The 18,070-nt window shown below is 64.5% G+C and carries 19 protein-coding genes; 12 read left to right on the top strand and 7 right to left on the bottom strand.

Annotated elements, in window-relative coordinates; genetic code table 11:
• Window positions 1-240 precede the first annotated feature (240 nt).
• From PVW46_RS14765 to topA, 4 genes are all read right to left on the bottom strand, one after another.
• Window positions 241-864 (bottom strand): 3-oxoacid CoA-transferase subunit B, encoded by a 624-nt coding sequence (locus PVW46_RS14765; RefSeq protein ID WP_043138274.1) that lies wholly within the window; start codon window positions 862-864, stop codon window positions 241-243.
• Window positions 864-1,568, bottom strand: coding sequence for a CoA transferase subunit A (locus PVW46_RS14760; RefSeq protein ID WP_043138276.1), 705 nt, complete (start codon window positions 1,566-1,568; stop codon window positions 864-866). Before PVW46_RS14760 ends, PVW46_RS14765 begins: the two co-directional genes overlap by 1 nt.
• Window positions 1,569-1,685: 117 nt before the next feature.
• Window positions 1,686-2,252 (bottom strand): L,D-transpeptidase, encoded by a 567-nt coding sequence (locus tag PVW46_RS14755; RefSeq protein ID WP_069208993.1) that lies wholly within the window; start codon window positions 2,250-2,252, stop codon window positions 1,686-1,688.
• Between the two features lie 89 nt (window positions 2,253-2,341).
• Window positions 2,342-5,050, bottom strand: a complete 2,709-nt coding sequence (topA, locus tag PVW46_RS14750; RefSeq protein ID WP_069208992.1) for a type I DNA topoisomerase — start codon at window positions 5,048-5,050, stop codon at window positions 2,342-2,344.
• Window positions 5,051-5,237: 187 nt separating this feature from the next.
• On the opposite strand from topA, the gene PVW46_RS14745 reads away from it, so the two are divergent.
• Window positions 5,238-5,672, top strand: coding sequence for a hypothetical protein (locus tag PVW46_RS14745; protein WP_043138288.1), 435 nt, complete (start codon window positions 5,238-5,240; stop codon window positions 5,670-5,672).
• A gap of 8 nt (window positions 5,673-5,680) precedes the next feature.
• Here the strand turns inward: PVW46_RS14745 and dprA are convergent, their stop codons facing one another.
• The 3 genes from dprA to tldD all read right to left on the bottom strand — a co-directional run bounded on the left by dprA (window position 5,681) and on the right by tldD (window position 8,907).
• Window positions 5,681-6,886: a DNA-processing protein DprA gene (gene dprA / locus PVW46_RS14740; protein WP_083242239.1), complete on the bottom strand. Its 1,206-nt coding sequence runs from the start codon at window positions 6,884-6,886 to the stop codon at window positions 5,681-5,683.
• A gap of 133 nt (window positions 6,887-7,019) precedes the next feature.
• The gene (locus PVW46_RS14735) at window positions 7,020-7,412 is read right to left on the bottom strand and encodes a hypothetical protein (RefSeq protein WP_274576385.1); all 393 of its coding nucleotides are present in this window, start codon (window positions 7,410-7,412) and stop codon (window positions 7,020-7,022) included.
• Window positions 7,413-7,485: 73 nt separating this feature from the next.
• Window positions 7,486-8,907, bottom strand: coding sequence for a metalloprotease TldD (gene tldD, locus PVW46_RS14730; RefSeq protein WP_043138295.1), 1,422 nt, complete (start codon window positions 8,905-8,907; stop codon window positions 7,486-7,488).
• 141 nt (window positions 8,908-9,048) lie between these two features.
• Between tldD and PVW46_RS14725 the strand changes: the two genes are divergently transcribed.
• The 11 genes from PVW46_RS14725 (at window position 9,049) to PVW46_RS14675 (ending at window position 18,017) form a co-directional block, all read left to right on the top strand.
• Window positions 9,049-9,306: a hypothetical protein gene (locus PVW46_RS14725; protein WP_069208989.1), complete on the top strand. Its 258-nt coding sequence runs from the start codon at window positions 9,049-9,051 to the stop codon at window positions 9,304-9,306.
• Window positions 9,307-9,586: 280 nt separating this feature from the next.
• The gene (gene coxB, locus PVW46_RS14720; protein WP_274576383.1) at window positions 9,587-10,447 is read left to right on the top strand and encodes a cytochrome c oxidase subunit II; all 861 of its coding nucleotides are present in this window, start codon (window positions 9,587-9,589) and stop codon (window positions 10,445-10,447) included.
• Window positions 10,448-10,531: 84 nt separating this feature from the next.
• Window positions 10,532-11,467: a heme o synthase gene (gene cyoE, locus PVW46_RS14715; RefSeq protein WP_043138302.1), complete on the top strand. Its 936-nt coding sequence runs from the start codon at window positions 10,532-10,534 to the stop codon at window positions 11,465-11,467.
• Complete coding sequence (locus PVW46_RS14710; RefSeq protein ID WP_043138304.1) at window positions 11,464-11,634, top strand: cytochrome c oxidase system small membrane protein; 171 nt, start codon at window positions 11,464-11,466, stop codon at window positions 11,632-11,634. The genes cyoE and PVW46_RS14710 overlap by 4 nt, the downstream gene beginning before the upstream one ends.
• Window positions 11,624-12,205 carry a cytochrome c oxidase assembly protein gene (locus PVW46_RS14705; protein ID WP_043138306.1) on the top strand — a complete coding sequence of 194 codons (582 nt, stop codon included), beginning with the start codon at window positions 11,624-11,626 and terminating at the stop codon, window positions 12,203-12,205. Before PVW46_RS14710 ends, PVW46_RS14705 begins: the two co-directional genes overlap by 11 nt.
• A 20-nt stretch (window positions 12,206-12,225) precedes the next feature.
• The gene (locus PVW46_RS14700) at window positions 12,226-13,032 is read left to right on the top strand and encodes a cytochrome c oxidase subunit 3 (protein WP_043138308.1); all 807 of its coding nucleotides are present in this window, start codon (window positions 12,226-12,228) and stop codon (window positions 13,030-13,032) included.
• A 111-nt stretch (window positions 13,033-13,143) separates the two neighbouring features.
• Complete coding sequence (locus PVW46_RS14695; protein ID WP_043138311.1) at window positions 13,144-13,821, top strand: SURF1 family protein; 678 nt, start codon at window positions 13,144-13,146, stop codon at window positions 13,819-13,821.
• Window position 13,822: 1 nt separating this feature from the next.
• Window positions 13,823-15,211, top strand: coding sequence for a threonine synthase (gene thrC, locus PVW46_RS14690; RefSeq protein ID WP_069208988.1), 1,389 nt, complete (start codon window positions 13,823-13,825; stop codon window positions 15,209-15,211).
• Entirely contained in the window at window positions 15,208-16,470 is a 1,263-nt protein-coding gene (locus PVW46_RS14685; RefSeq protein ID WP_069208987.1) for a M16 family metallopeptidase, read from the top strand. Before thrC ends, PVW46_RS14685 begins: the two co-directional genes overlap by 4 nt.
• Entirely contained in the window at window positions 16,470-17,054 is a 585-nt protein-coding gene (locus PVW46_RS14680) for a GNAT family N-acetyltransferase (RefSeq protein WP_069208986.1), read from the top strand. The genes PVW46_RS14685 and PVW46_RS14680 overlap by 1 nt, the downstream gene beginning before the upstream one ends.
• Window positions 17,055-17,189: 135 nt before the next feature.
• Window positions 17,190-18,017, top strand: a complete 828-nt coding sequence (locus PVW46_RS14675) for an MBL fold metallo-hydrolase (RefSeq protein ID WP_043138322.1) — start codon at window positions 17,190-17,192, stop codon at window positions 18,015-18,017.
• Window positions 18,018-18,070 lie beyond the last annotated feature (53 nt).

Here is an 18,070-nt window from a genome sequence, read left to right as displayed (position 1 = left end):
AAGAAGGCCACCGACGAGATGACCGCGACGGCCACCAAGGCGACGACCACCGCCAAGAAAGCCGCGCCGGCCAAGTAATCCGGTCTAGACCGGACGGAAATTGCGCCTCTCCTCCCAACCTTGGCGCAAGGACCTGGGGCAGGATCTTCGGATCCTGCCCTTTTTCATTTGCTCAATGCACCAACGAAAAAGGGCGCGCCCCTCGCGGGCGCGCCCTTGGGTCCGGAAAGTGTCCCGGGATCAGACGATGGTCGCCTCGGTCGCGGCGCGCAGTTCGTCCTCGGTCACGCCCTCCGCGCATTCGACGATCCTGAGGCCGCCCTCGACCACGTCCAGAACGCCCAGGTTGGTGATGATCCGGTCGACCACGCCCTTGCCCGTCAGCGGCAGCGTGCATTCCTTCAAAAGCTTCGAGTCACCGTGCTTGTTGGTGTGATCCATCACCACCACGACCTTCTCGACACCGGCCACGAGGTCCATCGCCCCGCCCATGCCCTTGACCAGCTTGCCCGGGATCATCCAGTTCGCCAGGTCGCCGTTCTCGGCCACTTCCATCGCGCCCAGGATCGCCGCCGCGATCTTGCCGCCCCGGATCATGCCAAAGCTCATCGCACTGTCGAAATACGACGTCCGCGCCAGTTCCGTGATCGTCTGCTTTCCGGCGTTGATCAGGTCCGGGTCCTCTTCGCCCTCGAAGGGGAAGGGGCCCATGCCCAGCATGCCGTTTTCCGACTGCAGCGTGATGTCCTTGTCGCCGACGTAGTTGGCGACAAGCGTCGGGATGCCGATCCCGAGGTTCACGTACATGCCGTCTTCGAGTTCCTGCGCCGCGCGCGCGGCCATCTGGTTGCGATCCCAGGGCATCAGGCTTCCTCCCGCTTGCGGACGGTCCGCTGTTCGATCCGTTTCTCGTGCTCTCCCTGGATGATCCGGTGCACGTAGATCCCCGGCAGGTGGATGTGATCCGGATCCAGAGAGCCGCGCGGCACGATTTCCTCGACCTCGGCCACGCAGACCTTGCCGCACATGGCCGCCGGCGGGTTGAAGTTTCGCGCCGTCTTGCGGAACACCAGGTTCCCGGTGTCGTCCGCCTTCCACGCCTTCACGATCGAGAGGTCGGCAAAGATGCCTTCCTCGAGGATGTAGTGTTCCCCGTTGAAGACCTTGACCTCCTTGCCTTCACCGATCTGCGTGCCGTAGCCGGTCTTGGTGTAGAACCCCGGGATCCCGCAGCCACCGGCCCGCATCCGCTCGGCCAGGGTGCCCTGCGGGTTGAATTCCAGCTCCAGTTCGCCGGAGAGATACTGGCGCATGAACTCGGCGTTTTCACCCACGTAAGAGGACATCATCTTCTTGATCTGGCGGGTGTCGAGCAGTTTGCCCAAACCGAACCCGTCGACGCCCGCATTGTTCGACGCGACCGTCAGATCCTTGACCCCGCTCTCGACGATCGCGTCGATCAGCAGTTCGGGAATGCCACAGAGGCCAAAGCCCCCGGCGGCAATCAGCATGCCGTCTTCTAGAAGACCGTCCAGCGCTTCTGCCGCCGAACCGTAGACCTTTTTCATGGGACTCCCCCTGTTCACCTGGATTGGCGCAAGTTGTCGCCGCTCTGCAGCAAAGAGTCAACGCGGGCGGGCCGATGTCGACCCGCCCGCGGGATTTCGCACCTGACCCAGAGGGTATCAGATCAGGCGCACCTGCGTGCCGATCGGCGTGATCTGGTACAGCTCTGCGATCTTTTCGTTGTACAGACCGATGCAGCCATCGGACGACGGTCGCCCGATCTTGCGCGTGTCGTGCGTCCCGTGGATTAGGTAGGCCGGCCAGTCAAAGTACATCGCATGCGTGCCCAGGGGATTGTCCGGCGCGCCCCCTTCGACCGGTCGCCAATCCGGAAAGCGTTCCATCTGCGACGCGGTCGGCGTCCAGGAGGGGGACTCCTTCTTGCGCACGATCCTGGTGTATCCGCGTTTCGTCAGCTCGTCGGTCTTGGGCACCGAGGTCGGATAGACGCGATAGTCGCTGCCGTCCGCGTTCCAGTAATGCAGTGCGCGGCTGGCGGTATCGCAAACGATGCAGCCCACGCCCAGTTCGTCAAAATGGTCACGCCAGTCCTGGCTCGAAAAGCTCGAGATGTTGCGCCGCACGACTGTCGCCTCTTCGCGCACCTCGGCCCGGGCCCGGGCCGGCACGACCAGCGCCGCGCCGCCCGCGATCAGCAGGCCACGGCGGGACATTCCCTTGTTCATGATGCACTCCTTGCCTGTAGTATTCCACGGCAAGCCTTACTCCGCGCCGCGATGCGGCACCAATCACATCCAGTTGACGAAATGTGTTCTCAGCCGTCGTCGCCGGCCGCTTTCTTCGCAGCGGTTTTCTTGGCCGTGGTCTTTTTCGCAGTGCTCTTTTTGGCGGCCGGTTTCTTGGCCGCTGCCTTCTTGGGAGCAGCCTTCTTCTTGCCGCTCTTGGCCGCCTTTTCGTTCACCAGCGCAACCGCGGCCTCCAGCGTGATCTCCTTGGGATCGGCATCCTTGGGCAAAGTCGCATTGACCTTCTCCCACTTGACGTAAGGCCCGTAGCGCCCTTCGTAGACGCTCAGCGCGCCGCCGTCCGGATGGTCCCCCAGTTCCCGCAGCGGCTTGGCCGCCGCGCCACGACCGCGTCCCGGGTTAGCCCGTTTCTCGGCCAGCATTTCCACCGCACGGTTCATGCCGATCTCAAAAACCTCCTGGAATTCCTTGAGGTTGACGTAGACAGGTTTTTCCTCGTCCGGCTTCTGGTGCATGATGAATGGACCAAAGCGGCCCAGGTTCGATTTGACCACGCCGCCCTCGGGGTGCATCCCGATTTCTCGCGGCAATGTCAGAAGGGTCAGCGCCTTTTCCAGGGTCATGCCATCCGGCTCCCACCCCGGCAGGAACTGGCCGCGCGCCTTGGGCAGCGAGGCCCGCGGCGGCTTCTTGTTCTCGGGCGTCGGTTCGCCTCGCTGAACATAAGGGCCGAAGCGCCCGGCCTTCAGCCAGATCTCGTCGCCGTCGTCCTCGCCAAGAAGGCGCTCCTCGCCCTCGGCGCCCTCACCCGCGATGGGGCGGGTATAGGTGCATTCCGGGTAGTTGCCGCAGCCGACAAAACCGCCGGTGCGCGAGGTCTTCAGGTGCAACTGCCCCTGCCCGCACTTCGGACAGATGCGCGGATCGCTGCCATCCTCACGCGGCGGATACAGCTGCGGCGCCAAAGCCTCGTCCAGCACGTCCAGAACCTCGGAAATCCGCAACTCGGAAGTCTCGGCAATCGCGGCACTGAAGTCGCGCCAGAACTTGGCCAGAAGGTCCTTGTAGTCCTCGTTGCCCGCAGACACGCTGTCCAGCTCATCCTCGAGAGCGGCGGTGAAATCGTACTCGACATAGCGCTTGAAGAAGTTGAGCAGGAAGATCGTGACGATGCGACCCTTGTCCTCGGGGATCAGGCGGTTCTGTTCCTTGCGAACGTATTCCCGTTCCTGGATCGTGGTCACGATCGAGGCATAGGTCGACGGGCGGCCGATGCCCAACTCTTCCATCTTCTTGACCAGCGTCGCCTCGGTGTAGCGCGGCGGCGGGTTGGTGAAGCTCTGCGTGGCCAGCGTGGCCCCGTCATTCGACATGACGGCGTTGCGCGCATCACCCACCGCCTTTTCGACCGCCTTGGCGTGTTCGCCTTTCAGGGCGCCGGCGTCGAACTTGGCCGCCTCTCCCTGCATGATCTGCGGCAGCCGCTTGTCGTCATCCTCGACCGGCTCGTCGCGGCCCTCTTCGTAGATCTTGAGGAAGCCGTCGAACAGGACCACCTGACCCGTCGCGCGCAGGCCCACCTGGCCGTCGTCGCTGCCGATCTCGACCGTGGTCCGTTCCAGCCGTGCCGCTTCCATCTGACAGGCCAGCGTCCGCTTCCAGATCAGGTCGTAAAGCTTGCGCTGATCGGGTTCGGACAGGCGCAGGCTCTCGGCGTCCTTGGTCATGTCTGTGGGCCGGATGCACTCGTGCGCTTCCTGTGCGTTCTTGGCCTTGTTCTTGTACATGCGCGGGCTGTCGGGAACGTAATTCGCACCGTAGCGATCCTTGATCGCGTCACGCGCGGCCATGACCGCTTCCGGCGCCATGTCGATGCCGTCGGTCCGCATGTAGGTGATGTGCCCGGCCTCGTACAGGCGCTGCGCCGCGTTCATCGTCTGGCGTGCGCCCATGCCGAACTTGCGACTGGCCTCCTGCTGCAGGGTGGAGGTCATGAAAGGCGCAGAGGGGTTCCGCGAGGTCGGCTTGGCTTCGACCGACAATACCTTCAACGCGCGCTTTTCGATGGCACTGACGGCCATCTCGGCATCGGTCAGGTTGGCGAGGTCGTAGCGGTCGAGCTTCTTGCCCGCGAGATTGGTCAGCCGGGCCTCATAGCTCTGCCCGCGCGGCGTGGTCAACTGCGCCTTCACCTGCCAGTATTCCCGAGGTTTGAAGGCCTCGATCTCCATCTCGCGCTCGACGATCAGGCGCAGGCAAACCGACTGCACCCGCCCCGCAGAGCGCGCGCCCGGCAGCTTGCGCCAGAGCACCGGCGACAAGTTGAAGCCCACGAGGTAGTCCAGCGCCCGGCGCGCCAGGTAAGCCTCGACCAGCGGCGCGTCGATGTCGCGCGGGTTCTTCATCGCCTCGCTGACCGCCTGCTTGGTAATCGCGTTGAAGGTCACGCGCTCGACCTTGGTGGACTTCTTGATGGAGCGGCGCTTGGTCAGCGCCTCTTTCAGGTGCCAGGAAATCGCCTCCCCTTCGCGGTCGGGGTCGGTGGCGAGGATCAGTTCGTCGTCGGATTTGAGCGCCTCGGCGATCGCCGCGACGTGTTTGCGCGAATCGTTGGCGATCTCCCATTTCATCGCGAAATCATCATCGGTATCGACCGAACCGTCCTTGGGCGGCAGGTCACGGACGTGGCCGTAGGACGCCAGAACAGTGTAGTCGGACCCCAGATACTTGTTGATTGTCTTGGCCTTGGCAGGGGATTCGACGACGACGACGGGCATGGGGTTCTGCTACCTCGTTAAATTTCTTTGGGGCCGTGTGAGGGCCTTGTCTTGAGCCGCGTATGGCGGCGCAAGATGTGGTGCGCAAGGAGGATTTGTCAATCCGGGGCGCCATGACGCTGGCGATGCCGCTTTCCGCGCCGCTCCGGTTTCGGCTAGGTTCCCCGCATGTAACGGAGCTAGAACCATGACCCGATTTACCGCTTTTCTGGCCGCCATCTCGTTGGCCGTCACGCCCTTGTCGGCCAGCGCCTGGCAGGAACCCGCACGCGGAACCGCTCTGCGAACCGACCTGATGGACGCGATCCGGCCGCACGCGGAATGGGTGCTTGGGGCGCCGGTGATCTTCGTCGTCTCGGACCTGCGGGTTAGCGGCGACGTGGGATTTGCCAGCCTGCATCCGGTCCGTCCCGGCGGACGCGAGATTGCGCGGGACGAGATCCCCGTCCGGCCCGGCTGGGACAATCCCTTTGACTGGGGCGGGTCGGACATCCAGGTCCTGTACCAGCGGTCCGGATCGACCTGGGTCGCCGTCCAGCACGCCATCGGCGCCACCGATGTCTGGTGGTCGGACCCCACCTTCTGCCCCACCTGGGGGCCGGTGATCCCGGAGTTCTGCTGATCCCGGGATCAGTGCCGCACCACCAAGGACAGCAAACCGCCCGGCTGGCGCCGGATGCGTCCGTCCAGTTCGAGGTCGGTGAGCACTGGCGAGACCTTGCCGGCGGGTGCGCCCAGATCGCGGATCAATTGGTCCTCGGCCAAGGGCGAAGGACCAAGCCGGTCCAGAATCTGCTGGTGCAGTGCCGCGGCCTTGCGAAGGGCGGGTTGCCGGTCCTGCGCCTGCTGTGGACGGGAAGGTGCCCGGACTACACGTTCCGCACCTTGTGACGAATCCTGTAGGTCCAGTTCGGGTTGGGCTTTGGCGTTCGGTGTATCCAGCGGAGGCAGCGCCTCGATGATGTCCTCGACGTTGCGCACAAGGCGCGCGCCGTCGCGGATCAGGATGTTGCAGCCGCTGGCGCGGGCATCCATCGGGTGACCGGGAACCGCCAGCACCTCGCGTCCCTGGTCAAGCGCGGTGCGCGCGGTGATCAGCGACCCGGACTTTGCCGCCGCTTCGACAACGACGACTCCGCGAGACAGGCCGGAAACGATCCGGTTGCGTGTCGGGAAATGCCGGGCCACGGGCTGCAGGCCCATCGGCTGTTCGCTCAACCGACAGCCGCCACTCTGACATATCTCGTCCGCCAGACGTGTATTCTCGGCCGGGTAGAGCACATCGACACCACCGGCCATGACGGCCACGGTGCCGCTGCGCAGGGCGCCGACATGGGCCACGGTATCGATTCCCCGGGCCAGCCCGGAAACCACCACGAACCCGGCTTCTCCCAGTCCTTCGGCCAGGCGCCGCGCCATGCGCGTGCCCAGGGAAGAGGCGCTGCGCGCGCCGACCAGGGCAATCATGGGGCGCCGCAGCACGGCCCTGTCGCCGATGCCCCAAAGCAGCGGTGGCGCGTCTGGAAGTTCCGCCAGGTCCGGGGGATACCCCGGCTCGCCACGACACAGCAGCCAGGCCCCGGCGCGGTGCCCGGCGGCCAGTTCCGCCTCGGCCACGCCGCGCGGGCAGGCCACGTACTTCTCGACCCCGGCGGCGCGGGCGACATCCGGCAAGGCGTCTATCGCGGCGGCGGCGCTGCCGTGTTCGTTCATCAATCTCCAGAAAGTCGTCGGCCCAACGCGACGAGAGCGCAAGAGACGGAGCCAATCCACGCGATGATCTTCCGTGGTGGGTGGGAGTGGGGGGTGAGTGGAAGAGTAGCTTTCGTCGCGCATCCTGACCCCGTCTTCTTGCAGGACCAGTGATAGCGCCAGAGTGGTTAATCATAGGTGAATCGCGCAGGATCACCCGCAGGATTTCGCGTAATGCACTGTTTTTCCGCAACTCTTGATCTCTGCCCGGCGCCAGCTAGGCAAGCCCCTCCGGCTCCGGTGGAGAGCCCGCGTCACCTGCAGGCCGAAACACGGATGCCATCCAGCGCAACGCAACAAGATGGATCAGGGCAAGGAACGGCCCCAGAATCACCGCCAGAATGCCGCCGATCAGAGCCGACAGGAGGGTGCCGATTACCAATCCGCCCGCAAGCGCCACGGCCCAGCCGCCCCACCCGTTGACCAAGGCTAGATGGAGGACCACCGCCCCAGGCAGATGACCCGCCCAGCTGAACAGGGCCGAGAACGCCAGGACGATCCCGATGGCGCCGAAAACACCGGCGATTTCGGAGGAAACCCCCGCCAGGAGCGAGGCATTCATGCCCAAGATGACCCCGAACACCACCGTGCCGGTGAGGGCGATGCCCACGGCCAATAGATGCACCCAGATACTCAATCCTTCCGCAAGACCGGGATCGCTGCGGAACGGGTGCCACCAGGGGTCAGGCCTGGGCGCCGCCAACCGTAAGCCCCCCGATCATCACGGTCGGCTGTCCCACGCCCACCGGCACCCATTGGCCCTGCTTGCCGCAATTGCCCATGCCCGGGTCCAGCTCCATGTCGTTGCCAAGCGCCAGGATACGGTTCAGCGCATTTGCCCCGTCACCGATCAGCGTCGCGCCCTTGACCGGGGCGCCCACCTTGCCGTTCTTCACGCGGTAGGCCTCGGTACAGGAAAAGACGAACTTGCCATTGGTGATATCCACCTGTCCGCCACCGAAGCCAACGGCCCAGATGCCATCCTTGAGATCGGCAACGATGTCCGCGGGATCCGAATCGCCGCCCAGCATGTAGGTGTTGGTCATGCGCGGCATCGGGATATGGGCATAGCTCTGCCGCCGCCCGTTGCCCGTCGGGTCGACCCCCATGAGGCGCGCGTTCTGCCGATCCTGCATGAAACCGACCAGCTTGCCGTCCTCGATCAGCACGTTCTTGCCCGAGGGCGTGCCCTCGTCATCCACGGTGATCGAGCCGCGACGGTCCGGAATCGTGCCATCGTCCAGCACCGTCACGCCCTTTGCGGCGACCTGCTGGCCCATCAGGCCGGCAAAGGCGGACGAGCCCTTGCGGTTGAAATCCCCTTCCAGCCCGTGACCCACAGCCTCATGCAGCAGGATGCCCGGCCATCCGGGGCCCAATACGATGTCCATGACACCCGCCGGGGCCGGTTCCGCCTCGAGGTTGACCAGCGCGACGCGTAGCGCCTCTCGCGCCTTGGACTGCCAGTCCTGCGGCGCCAGCAGCCCGTCCAGGGCCACACGCCCGCCACCACCCGCGGTGCCGGATTCGCGGCGACCGTTCTCCTCGACGATGACCGAGACATTGACCCGAGTCATCGGCCGCACGTCCGAAACCAGCGTTCCGTCGGCGCGCAGGATCGAGACCTCCTGCAAGGAGGCGGCGATTGTCGCTGTCACCTGCACGACGCGACGATCGAGATCACGGGTGAAGGCGTCGATCTCGCGCAGGGTTTCCAGCTTGACCGGGAAACTGGCTCCCTCGATGGGATCGGCGTCCGTATAGAGGTGCCGATTGGTGCCCGCGGGGGGCGGCGCCATGATCCCGCCGCCATCTCCGATGGCCAGCCGCGCCGTGTCCACCGCCCGCTTCAGCGCCGCTTCGCTGATCTCGGAAGCATGGGCATAGCCCGCCACTTCGCCGCGCACCGCACGCAGGCCGAAGCCCTCGGAGGAATCATAGCTGGCGGTCTTGACCCGTCCGTCATCGAGAACGAGCGCTTCGGAACGGGCGCGCTCGATGAAAAGCTCGCCATCCTCGGCACCGGCCAGCGCGTCGCGGACAAGCGCTGTGGTGGCATCGAGGTCCAGATGGGTCTCGAACGGGCGAAAGGGAGCGTTGGACATGTGAAACTCCGGGATCGGTCAGGGCGTCTGTTGCCCCAAGACCTAGACCATCGGCATCGGCTTGACCACGGCAGAGGTCGGGCGCGTTTGGGAAAGGAGGCACGTCGTGTTAGGTTGAAACGTCATTCGGGAGGACGATCCATGCGCAAGACTTTGACTGCACTGCTCCTTGCCCTCAGCGCTGGCGGTGCCTCGGCCCAGTACATCGACGTGATCGAAATGCTGCAGGCCCCGCCAAGCGGGGGCGGGGTGACGCTGGACCGGAACACAAGCACGTTGACCATCGAAAAGCCCGGATCCGTGCCCCCCATGTCGGAAAACGTCCCTCACAAGGTGGACGGCGCGGGCATCGGCATAGATACAGGGCCAGACACCAGAGGCACGCCCATCGGCAAGTAACAGTTCACGACCGCGCTCAGACGCATTGAAACCGGCGAAACGGGCACGCCTATGCCTGCCCGAATTGCCCTCGCAGGACATGCCCTGCGACATCGCCGCTTGATCTGGATCAAAAAAAGCGGCGGTTTGCCGCAAGAACCGTGCTTTCCTGGCATTCCAGAATATGATTTTAAGCAGACAGAACGCAATGGGAGGTGCGTGAACTGCCGTGTCTACTGCGGTGTTCCTCCCGTCCGACCACACTCGCAACCGATCAGGGTGAGACATGCAAAGCAAACCGATGCTTTTGGGCCTTCTGAGCGCCTTCATCGCCGCGCCGGCACTGGCGCAGGACCTTCCCGTCGTGGGCAAACCCCACGACGGTGGCATGGGCTTCCAGCCCGCCGCCACCGAACTGGCGGCCGATCTGCAGTGGCTGGACGGCATGATCCTGGTGATCATCACCGCCATCTGCCTGCTGGTCGTCGCCCTGATGGCCTTCATCTACGTGCGGTTCAACCGCAAGGCGAACCCGAACCCCAGCTCCTTCACGCACAACTCTCCGCTCGAGGTGGCCTGGACCATCGGCCCGATCGTCATCCTCGTCTTCATCGGCGCCTTCTCGCTGCCGGTGCTGTTCAAGCAGCAGGAGATCCCCGAGGGCGACATCACCATCAAGGTGACCGGCTACCAGTGGTACTGGGGCTATGAATATGTCGGAACCGACCTGATCTACGACGCCTACATGATCGGTTCGCCCGCCACCGGTGGCGACAACCGCATGACCCCGGCCGTCGAGGAACAGCTGGTCGATGCCGGCTATGAGAAGAGCGACTTCCTTCTGGCCACCGACACCGCCATCGTCCTGCCCGTGGGCAAGACCGTCGTGATGCAGGTGACCGGTGCCGACGTGATCCACTCGTGGACCATTCCCGCCTTCGGCGTGAAGCAGGACGCCGTTCCCGGCCGCCTGGCCGAACTGTGGTTCACCCCCGAGAAAGAGGGCGTCTACTACGGCCAGTGCTCGGAACTCTGCGGTATCGCGCACGCCTACATGCCGATCACCGTCAAGGTCGTCAGCGAAGAGGCCTACGAGGCCTGGCTGCAGCGTTCTATCGACGAAGGTGGCTACACCGACGTTCGCGAAGTTCTGACCAACTGAGTCCGGATGGGTCTCAGGACCCATCCCATGCCCAACCTGCAAGGTGCGCCCGTCCGGCGCATCTTTTGACCACAGGGACCAAAGATGAGCGACGCCAGCCTGCACGCCAGCCCCTACGAGAACGAGGCCCAGTTCGGCGACTACTTCGCCCTGCTGAAGCCGCGGGTGATGACGCTTGTCGTCTTCACCGCCTTTGTCGGCTTGCTGGCCGCGCCGGTCGGTGTGCATCCCTTCGTGGGATTCTGCGCGGTGCTGTTCATTGCCGTGGGCGGCGGTGCCTCGGGCGCCCTGAACATGTGGTACGATTCGGATATCGACGCGGTGATGAAACGCACCGCCAAGCGCCCGATTCCCGCCGGCAAGGTCACCCGGGACGAAGCGCTGGCCATCGGCCTGACCCTGTCGGTCTTTGCCGTGGTCTTCCTGGGCCTCGCCACCAACTGGGTGGCGGCGGGCCTGCTGGCCTTCACCATCTTCTTCTACGTCGTGATCTACACGATGTGGCTCAAGCGGCTGACGCCGCAGAACATCGTGATCGGCGGTGCCGCCGGGGCCTTCCCCCCGATGATCGGCTGGGCCGCCGCAACCGGCGACATCTCGACCGCCTCGGTGCTGATGTTCTGCCTCACCTTCCTCTGGACGCCGCCGCACTTCTGGGCGCTCGCCCTCTTTGTCCGCATGGACTATGACAATGCCACCGTGCCGATGCTGACCGTGACCCACGGTCGCCGCGCGACCCGCCGCCATATCCTGGGTTACACCGTGCTGCTGGCCATCTTTGCCATCGGGCTGGGCTTTACCCAGGTCGGCGGCCCGGTCTACCTGGCCACCTCCCTGCTGCTGAACGCCCTGTTCCTGAAAGGCGCCGTGCAGATTGCGCGCCGCGACGAGGCGCAGGCCGAAGCGGACAGCTACAAGGTGGAAAAGAAATTCTTCAAGCTCTCGCTGCTGTACCTCTTCGCGCATTTCGGCGCGATCCTGGTGGACGCGGGTCTGGATCGCATGGGGGTCTGGGCATGAGCCTGGTCAAGGAACACGAGCTGCACAAGCGCCGCCGCGGCCGCAACATCGGCGTCGGACTGGTGCTGGCGGCATTCATAGCGATAATATTCGGGCTGACCGTCGTGAAAGTCACCCGGGGGGACTTCCAGATGCAACCGCAACAGGGAGTAACTGATGGCAACTGATGGCAAGCTGAAGACGGTCTACCAGACGGTCGGTGTCGTCGTCCTGATGGGGGGCCTCGCCTGGGCCTCTGTGCCGTTCTACGATTGGTTCTGCCGGGTGACCGGTTTTGGCGGCACGCCCAACGTGGCCGTGGCGGCCGGCGACGTGCTGGACCAAACGATCAAGGTGCGTTTCGATGCCTCGAAGGAACGCGGGATGCCGTGGGAGTTCAAACCCATGCAGACCGAGATGACCATTCGCATCGGTGAAGAAGGCCTGGCCTTCTACGAGGCCTACAACCCCACCGACCGTCCCATCGCCGGGCAGGCCTCCTACAATGTGGCCCCCTACGAGGCCGGCGCCTTCTTTTCCAAGATCGAATGCTTCTGCTTTACTGAACAGGTGCTGATGCCCGGTGAACGCGTGCAGATGCCGGTGAGCTTCTTTGTCGACCCCGAGATCGTCACCGATCGGGACGCCAAGCACACCAACCACATCACGCTGTCCTATACCTTCTACGAGATCGACCTGCCAGAAGAGACGCAGGCCGCGCTCGACGCCCAAAAAGACGCGAAAGCGTCCGTGAACTAACGCCTAACGAGGGAACCGCAATGGCGCATGCAAAGAACCACGACTACCACATCCTGAACCCCTCTATCTGGCCCTTCCTCGGGGCGGTTGCCGGCTTCGTCATGCTGTTCGGCGCGGTTTTGATGTTCCATGACAACGGCCCCTGGATGTTCCTGATCGGCTTTGTCGGCGTGCTTTACACCATGTTCGGCTGGTGGTCGGACACTGTGGCGGAGAACCAGGTCGGCGATCACACGCCGGTCGTGCTGATCGGCCTGCGCTATGGCTTCATCCTGTTCATCATGTCCGAGGTGATGTTCTTCTTCGCCTGGTTCTGGTCGTTCTTCAAACACGCCATGTACCCGATGGATCCCGACGGCAACTCGCCCGCCGTCGACGGCGTCTGGCCGCCCGCGGGCATCGAGACCTTCGATCCCTGGCACCTGCCGCTGATCAACACGCTGATTCTGCTCTGCTCGGGCGCGGCGGCGACCTGGGCGCACCACGCGCTGGTGCACGAGGACAACCGCCAGGACGTCAAGTCGGGCCTGATCATTGCCGTCCTGCTGGGCCTGATCTTCACCGTCTTCCAGGCCTATGAATACAGCCACGCGGCCTTCGGTTTCGGTGGCAACATCTACGGCGCCAACTTCTTCATGGCGACGGGCTTCCACGGCGCGCACGTGATCATCGGCACGATCTTCCTGTTCATCTGCCTGATCCGCGTCTACCGCGGCCATTTCACCGCCACCAACCACCTCGGGTTCGAAGCGGCGGCATGGTACTGGCACTTCGTCGACGTGGTCTGGCTGTTCCTCTTTGCTGCGGTCTACATCTGGGGCGGCTGAAGATGCGGCGGGGCGACCCCCGCCTTACATCAGGCCTTGAACCTCACGGCCCACAAGGTACACCAAGGCGCGCCCCACCCGGGCGCGCCTTTTTCGTTTCCGGAGCTCCGCTTGAGACGCTACATCGCCCCCCTGCTGATTGGCCTGACAGGCATCGCCATCCTGCTTTGGCTGGGCACCTGGCAATTGCAGCGGCTGGAATGGAAACGGAGCATCCTTGACGAGATCGAGACCACCATCGCAAGTGCCCCACAACCCCTGCCCCGGCTGATCGATCCCGAGGCGCAACGCTACCAGCCCACGACCCTAACCGGAGAGATCGGCGCCGAGACCCTGGCCGTGCTTGTCTCCGTCAAACAGCGTGGCGCCGGCTGGCGTCTTATCTCGGCCTTTCAGACAGCGGAGGGGCGGCGCGTGCTGGTTGATCGCGGCTTTGTCCCCGTCGACCGGAAGGACAGACCCCGCTACGCCGGACCGGCGGAGGTGACGGGCAACCTGCACTGGCCCGATGACCGCAATTCCTCGACCCCCGACAACGATCCGGCGGACAACACATGGTTTGCACGCGATCTGGCACAGATGGCGGACAGGCTGGATACCGAACCCCTGCTGGTCGTGACACGGACAATGTCGCCCGCCGACGAGGGTGTGTCGCCCCTGCCCGTCGACACCAGCGGCATTCCCAACGATCACTTGCAATACGCCATAACGTGGTATTCGCTCGCCGCGGTCTGGCTCATCATGACAGGCGTCTGGATCAGGCGGCTGAAAACAGGCAGGGAGGCCTGACATGCGTTACATCTCCACCCGCGGACAGGCGCCTGCGCTGACATTCGAAGAGGCGATGCTGTCCGGTCTCGCGCGTGACGGCGGCCTCTATGTCCCTGAAACCATCCCTCGGATGAGCGCGGACGACATCCGCGCCCTGCACGGCCTCAGCTACGAGGAAACGGCGTTCCGCGTGATGCGCCCCTTCGTCGGCGAGGGCTTTACCGACGAAGTGTTCGCCGACCTGATCGCCAAGGCCTATGCCGGGTTCGGCCACGGCGCGCGGGCGCCCCTGGTGCAACTGGCGCCGGGGCATTTCCTGCTCGAGCTGTTCCACGGCCCCACGCTGGCCTTCAAGGACTTTGCCATGCAGCTCATTGGTCAGCTCTTCCAGGAGGCCTTGGAGCGCCGGGGCGAGCGTGTGACCATCGTCGGCGCGACCTCGGGCGATACCGGATCGGCGGCCATCGAGGCCTTCAAGGGGCTGGACAACGTCGACGTCTTCATCCTGTTCCCGCACGGCCGGGTCAGCGAGGTGCAGCGCCGCCAGATGACCACTCCGGCCGAGGCCAACGTGCACGCGCTGGCGCTGGAGGGGCATTTCGACGACTGCCAGGCGCGGCTCAAGGACATGTTCAACCACTTCGAGTTCCGCGATGGCGTGCGGCTGGCCGGTGTGAACTCGATCAACTGGGCACGGGTACTGGCGCAGGTGGTCTACTATTTCTCCGCCGCCGTCAGCCTGGGTGCGCCGGACCGCAAGGTCAGCTTTACCGTGCCCACCGGCAACTTCGGCGATATCTTTGCCGGCTACATCGCCAAGAAGATGGGCCTGCCCATAGACCGGCTGGTAGTCGCCACCAACCAGAACGACATCCTGCACCGCTGCCTGTCCTCGGGCGACTACCAGACCTCCGAGGTGCATCCCTCGATCAGCCCGTCGATGGACATCCAGGTCAGCAGCAACTTCGAACGCGCGCTCTTTGATGCCTATGGCCGCGACGGGGCCGCCGTGGCGCAACTGATGGACGAGCTGAAAGCCGGTGGTTTCAAGGTCAGCCAGGGCGCACTGGAGGCCCTGCGCGAGCATTTCGATTCGGGCCGCGTGTCCGAAGAAGACACGCTGGAAACGATCCGCACCGCCCATGCCACGATGGGAGAGCTGCTTTGCCCGCATTCCGCCGTGGGTGTCCGCGTGGCTGAGGCACAGCGCGACCCGGCAACGCCGATGATCACGCTGGCCACCGCGCATCCGGCCAAGTTCCCCGATGCCGTGGAAAAGGCCAGCGGCATTCGCCCCCCTCTTCCAAATCGCATGGTCGATCTGTATGAGCGTCCGGAACGTGTGACGCGGGTGCAGAACGACCTCGCCGCCCTCGAATCCCTCATCCAGGAGCGTATTGCCAAGTGAGTGTTCAGATCGCCACCCTTTCCAACGGACTGCGCGTCGTGACCGAAAACATGCCCGGCCTGCAAAGTGCCGCGGTCGGGCTATGGGTCACGGCCGGTGGGCGGCACGAACGCGAAGAACAGAACGGCATCGCGCATTTCCTGGAACACATGGCCTTCAAGGGCACCAAGACCCGCAGCGCCCTGCAGATCGCTGAGGCGATCGAGGACGTGGGCGGCTATATCAACGCCTATACCTCGCGCGAGGTCACGGCCTACTACGCCCGCGTTCTGGAACCGGACGTGGCGCTGGCCGTGGACGTGATCGCCGACATCCTGCGGGACCCGGTGTTCGACCCCAGGGAAATCGAGGTCGAACGCCATGTCATCCTGCAGGAAATCGGCCAGGCGCATGACACGCCCGACGACGTGATCTTTGACTGGCTTCAGGAACAGGCCTATCCCGATCAGCCCATCGGCCGCACCATCCTCGGCGAGGCCGCGCGCGTGCAGGGGTTCGACCGTGGCGACCTGGCAGGCTTCGTGAACGAACATTACGGGCCGGACCAGATGATCCTGTCGGCCGCGGGCGCGGTTGATCATGACTCGCTGGTCAAACAGGCCGAGGCGCTTTTTGGCGACATGGTTCCGCGCAGCGCCCTGTCTGCCGATCCCGCACGGTTCCACGGCGGCGAAACGCGGCGGACCAAGGATCTTGAACAGGCGCACCTGGCTCTGGCCTTCGAGGCACCGGGGTATCGCGATCCGGCATTCTACACCGCCCAGATCTACTCTGTGGCCCTGGGCGGCGGCATGTCATCGCGGCTGTTCCAGGAAATCCGCGAGAAACGCGGCCTCTGCTACACCATCTTTGCCCAGAACGGCGCCTATGCCGACACCGGGATGACGACGATCTACGCCGGCACCTCCGGCGCCGAGATGCCGGAATTGATCACGCTGACCGTGGACGAAATGAAACGCAGCGCCGAGGACATGAGCCCCGCCGAGATCGAGCGTGCCCGCGCCCAGATGAAGGCCGGTCTGCTGATGGGCCTCGAAAGCCCCTCGTCCCGCGCCGAACGCAGCGCGCGCATGGTCCAGATCTGGGGAGAAGTGCCCGACATCGAGCGCACCGTCGCCAAGATCGACGCGGTCACGCGCGAGGACGTGTTGCGCTTTGCCGAGGCGCAGGCCGCAGAGGCCGCCGCCGCGATGGCGCTTTACGGTCCCGTCGCGGAGGCCCCCACGCTCTCCGAGCTGCAGGCACGCCGGGCGGCATGATGCTGGCGTTCCGGCGCAAGGTACAGCTCGAGACTGAGCGCCTGACGCTGCGCCCGCCCGTGCATTCCGATTTCACGCCCTGGTCGAACCTGCGCCGCGAAAGCCGCGAGTTCCTGACCCCCTGGGAGCCATCCTGGTCCACCGACCACCTGACGCGAAAGGCCTTTACCAACCGTGTCTACTGGGCCTCACGCTCGATCGGGACCGGCTCGGCCCTGCCGCTGTTCCTGATCCGCCGCGAAGACCAGGCGCTGCTGGGCGCGATCACGCTGGACAACATCCGCCGCGGCCCGGCACAGGCAGGCACGCTGGGCTACTGGATCGGCGAACGCTACACCCGGCGCGGCTACATGTCCGAGGCCATCGCCATGATGGTTCACCAGGCCTTCGAGAAGATGGGGCTGAGCCGGATGGAGGCCGCCTGCCTGCCGGAAAACGTCGCCTCGCGCGGGTTGTTGGAACAGTCGGGCTTCAAGTACGAGGGCGTGGCGCAAAGCTACCTGCAGATCAATGGCCGTTGGCGGACCCACGTGCTCTATGCCTCGTTGCGGTCGGACAGGCGTGGCCGGACCGAGGTCGGCTAGACGCCTCTGGGCCTCATCCTGATGCACAGAAAAGCATCCCCATACACTGACCGCCCGTTCCCGGCGAAATTGTGAATTTGGCCGGGGGCGCAGCCGCGCTACCCTTTCCGGGACGTCACCCGACAGGAGCGCCCGATGATCCGCCTTGCCGCCGCCCTTCTTTTCCTGACCGCCACGCTGGTACAGGCCCAGGAACAGCGCCGACCTTCGCACTGCATCGCCATAGCGGATGCGGCCCCGGGGATCGAATACCTGCACAAGGCCAGCTGGACCGCGCCGATCCCCGAATACACGGTTCGCATCCACTACATCGCCCATGCCTCCTTCCTGATCCAGACACGCGGCGGGCTCGAGGCCGTGACCGATTACAACGGAAACATCGGAACGACGCGGATGATCCCCGATATCGTCACCATGAACCACGCCCACACAACGCATTGGACCCATGCCGTCGATCCGGCCATCCCTCACGTCCTGCGCGGATGGGGAGAGATCTTTGGCGAAGGCATCGATCATTACCTGGACCTTGGTGAAATGCTGATCCGCAATGTCTCGACCGACATCCGCTCTGCCTATGGCGGGGACGAGCCGAACGGCAATTCCATCTTCATCTTCGAGGTCGAGGGCCTCTGCATCGCCCATCTTGGCCACTTGCACCACGAACCGACCGACCGGCAATACGCCGCGCTTGGGCGGGCGGATGTGCTGATGGTGCCGGTGGACGGCGGCATGACGATGCCGCTGTCGACAGTCAAACGGATCGTCGACCGGCTGAAAAGCTCGGTCGTGATCCCGATGCACTGGTTCTCCGGCTACGCCCTGGAACGGTTCCTGGCCGACGTCAGCGACACCTTCCAGATCGACCGGCGCAGCGATGCGACGCTCGAGATCTCATTGCGCGACCTGCCGCGACGTCCCACCGTCATCGTGCTGCAGCCTCGCTACCTGACCGACCCGGACTGACCCGGCCCTCTTTGGGCGGCACACACCTCGGGGAGCGCGAGGGGCTGGCCCCT

Source organism: Mameliella sp. AT18, from assembly GCF_028807275.1.
GTDB lineage: Bacteria > Pseudomonadota > Alphaproteobacteria > Rhodobacterales > Rhodobacteraceae > Antarctobacter > Antarctobacter albus.
This window is presented reverse-complemented; position numbering and strand designations above follow the sequence as displayed.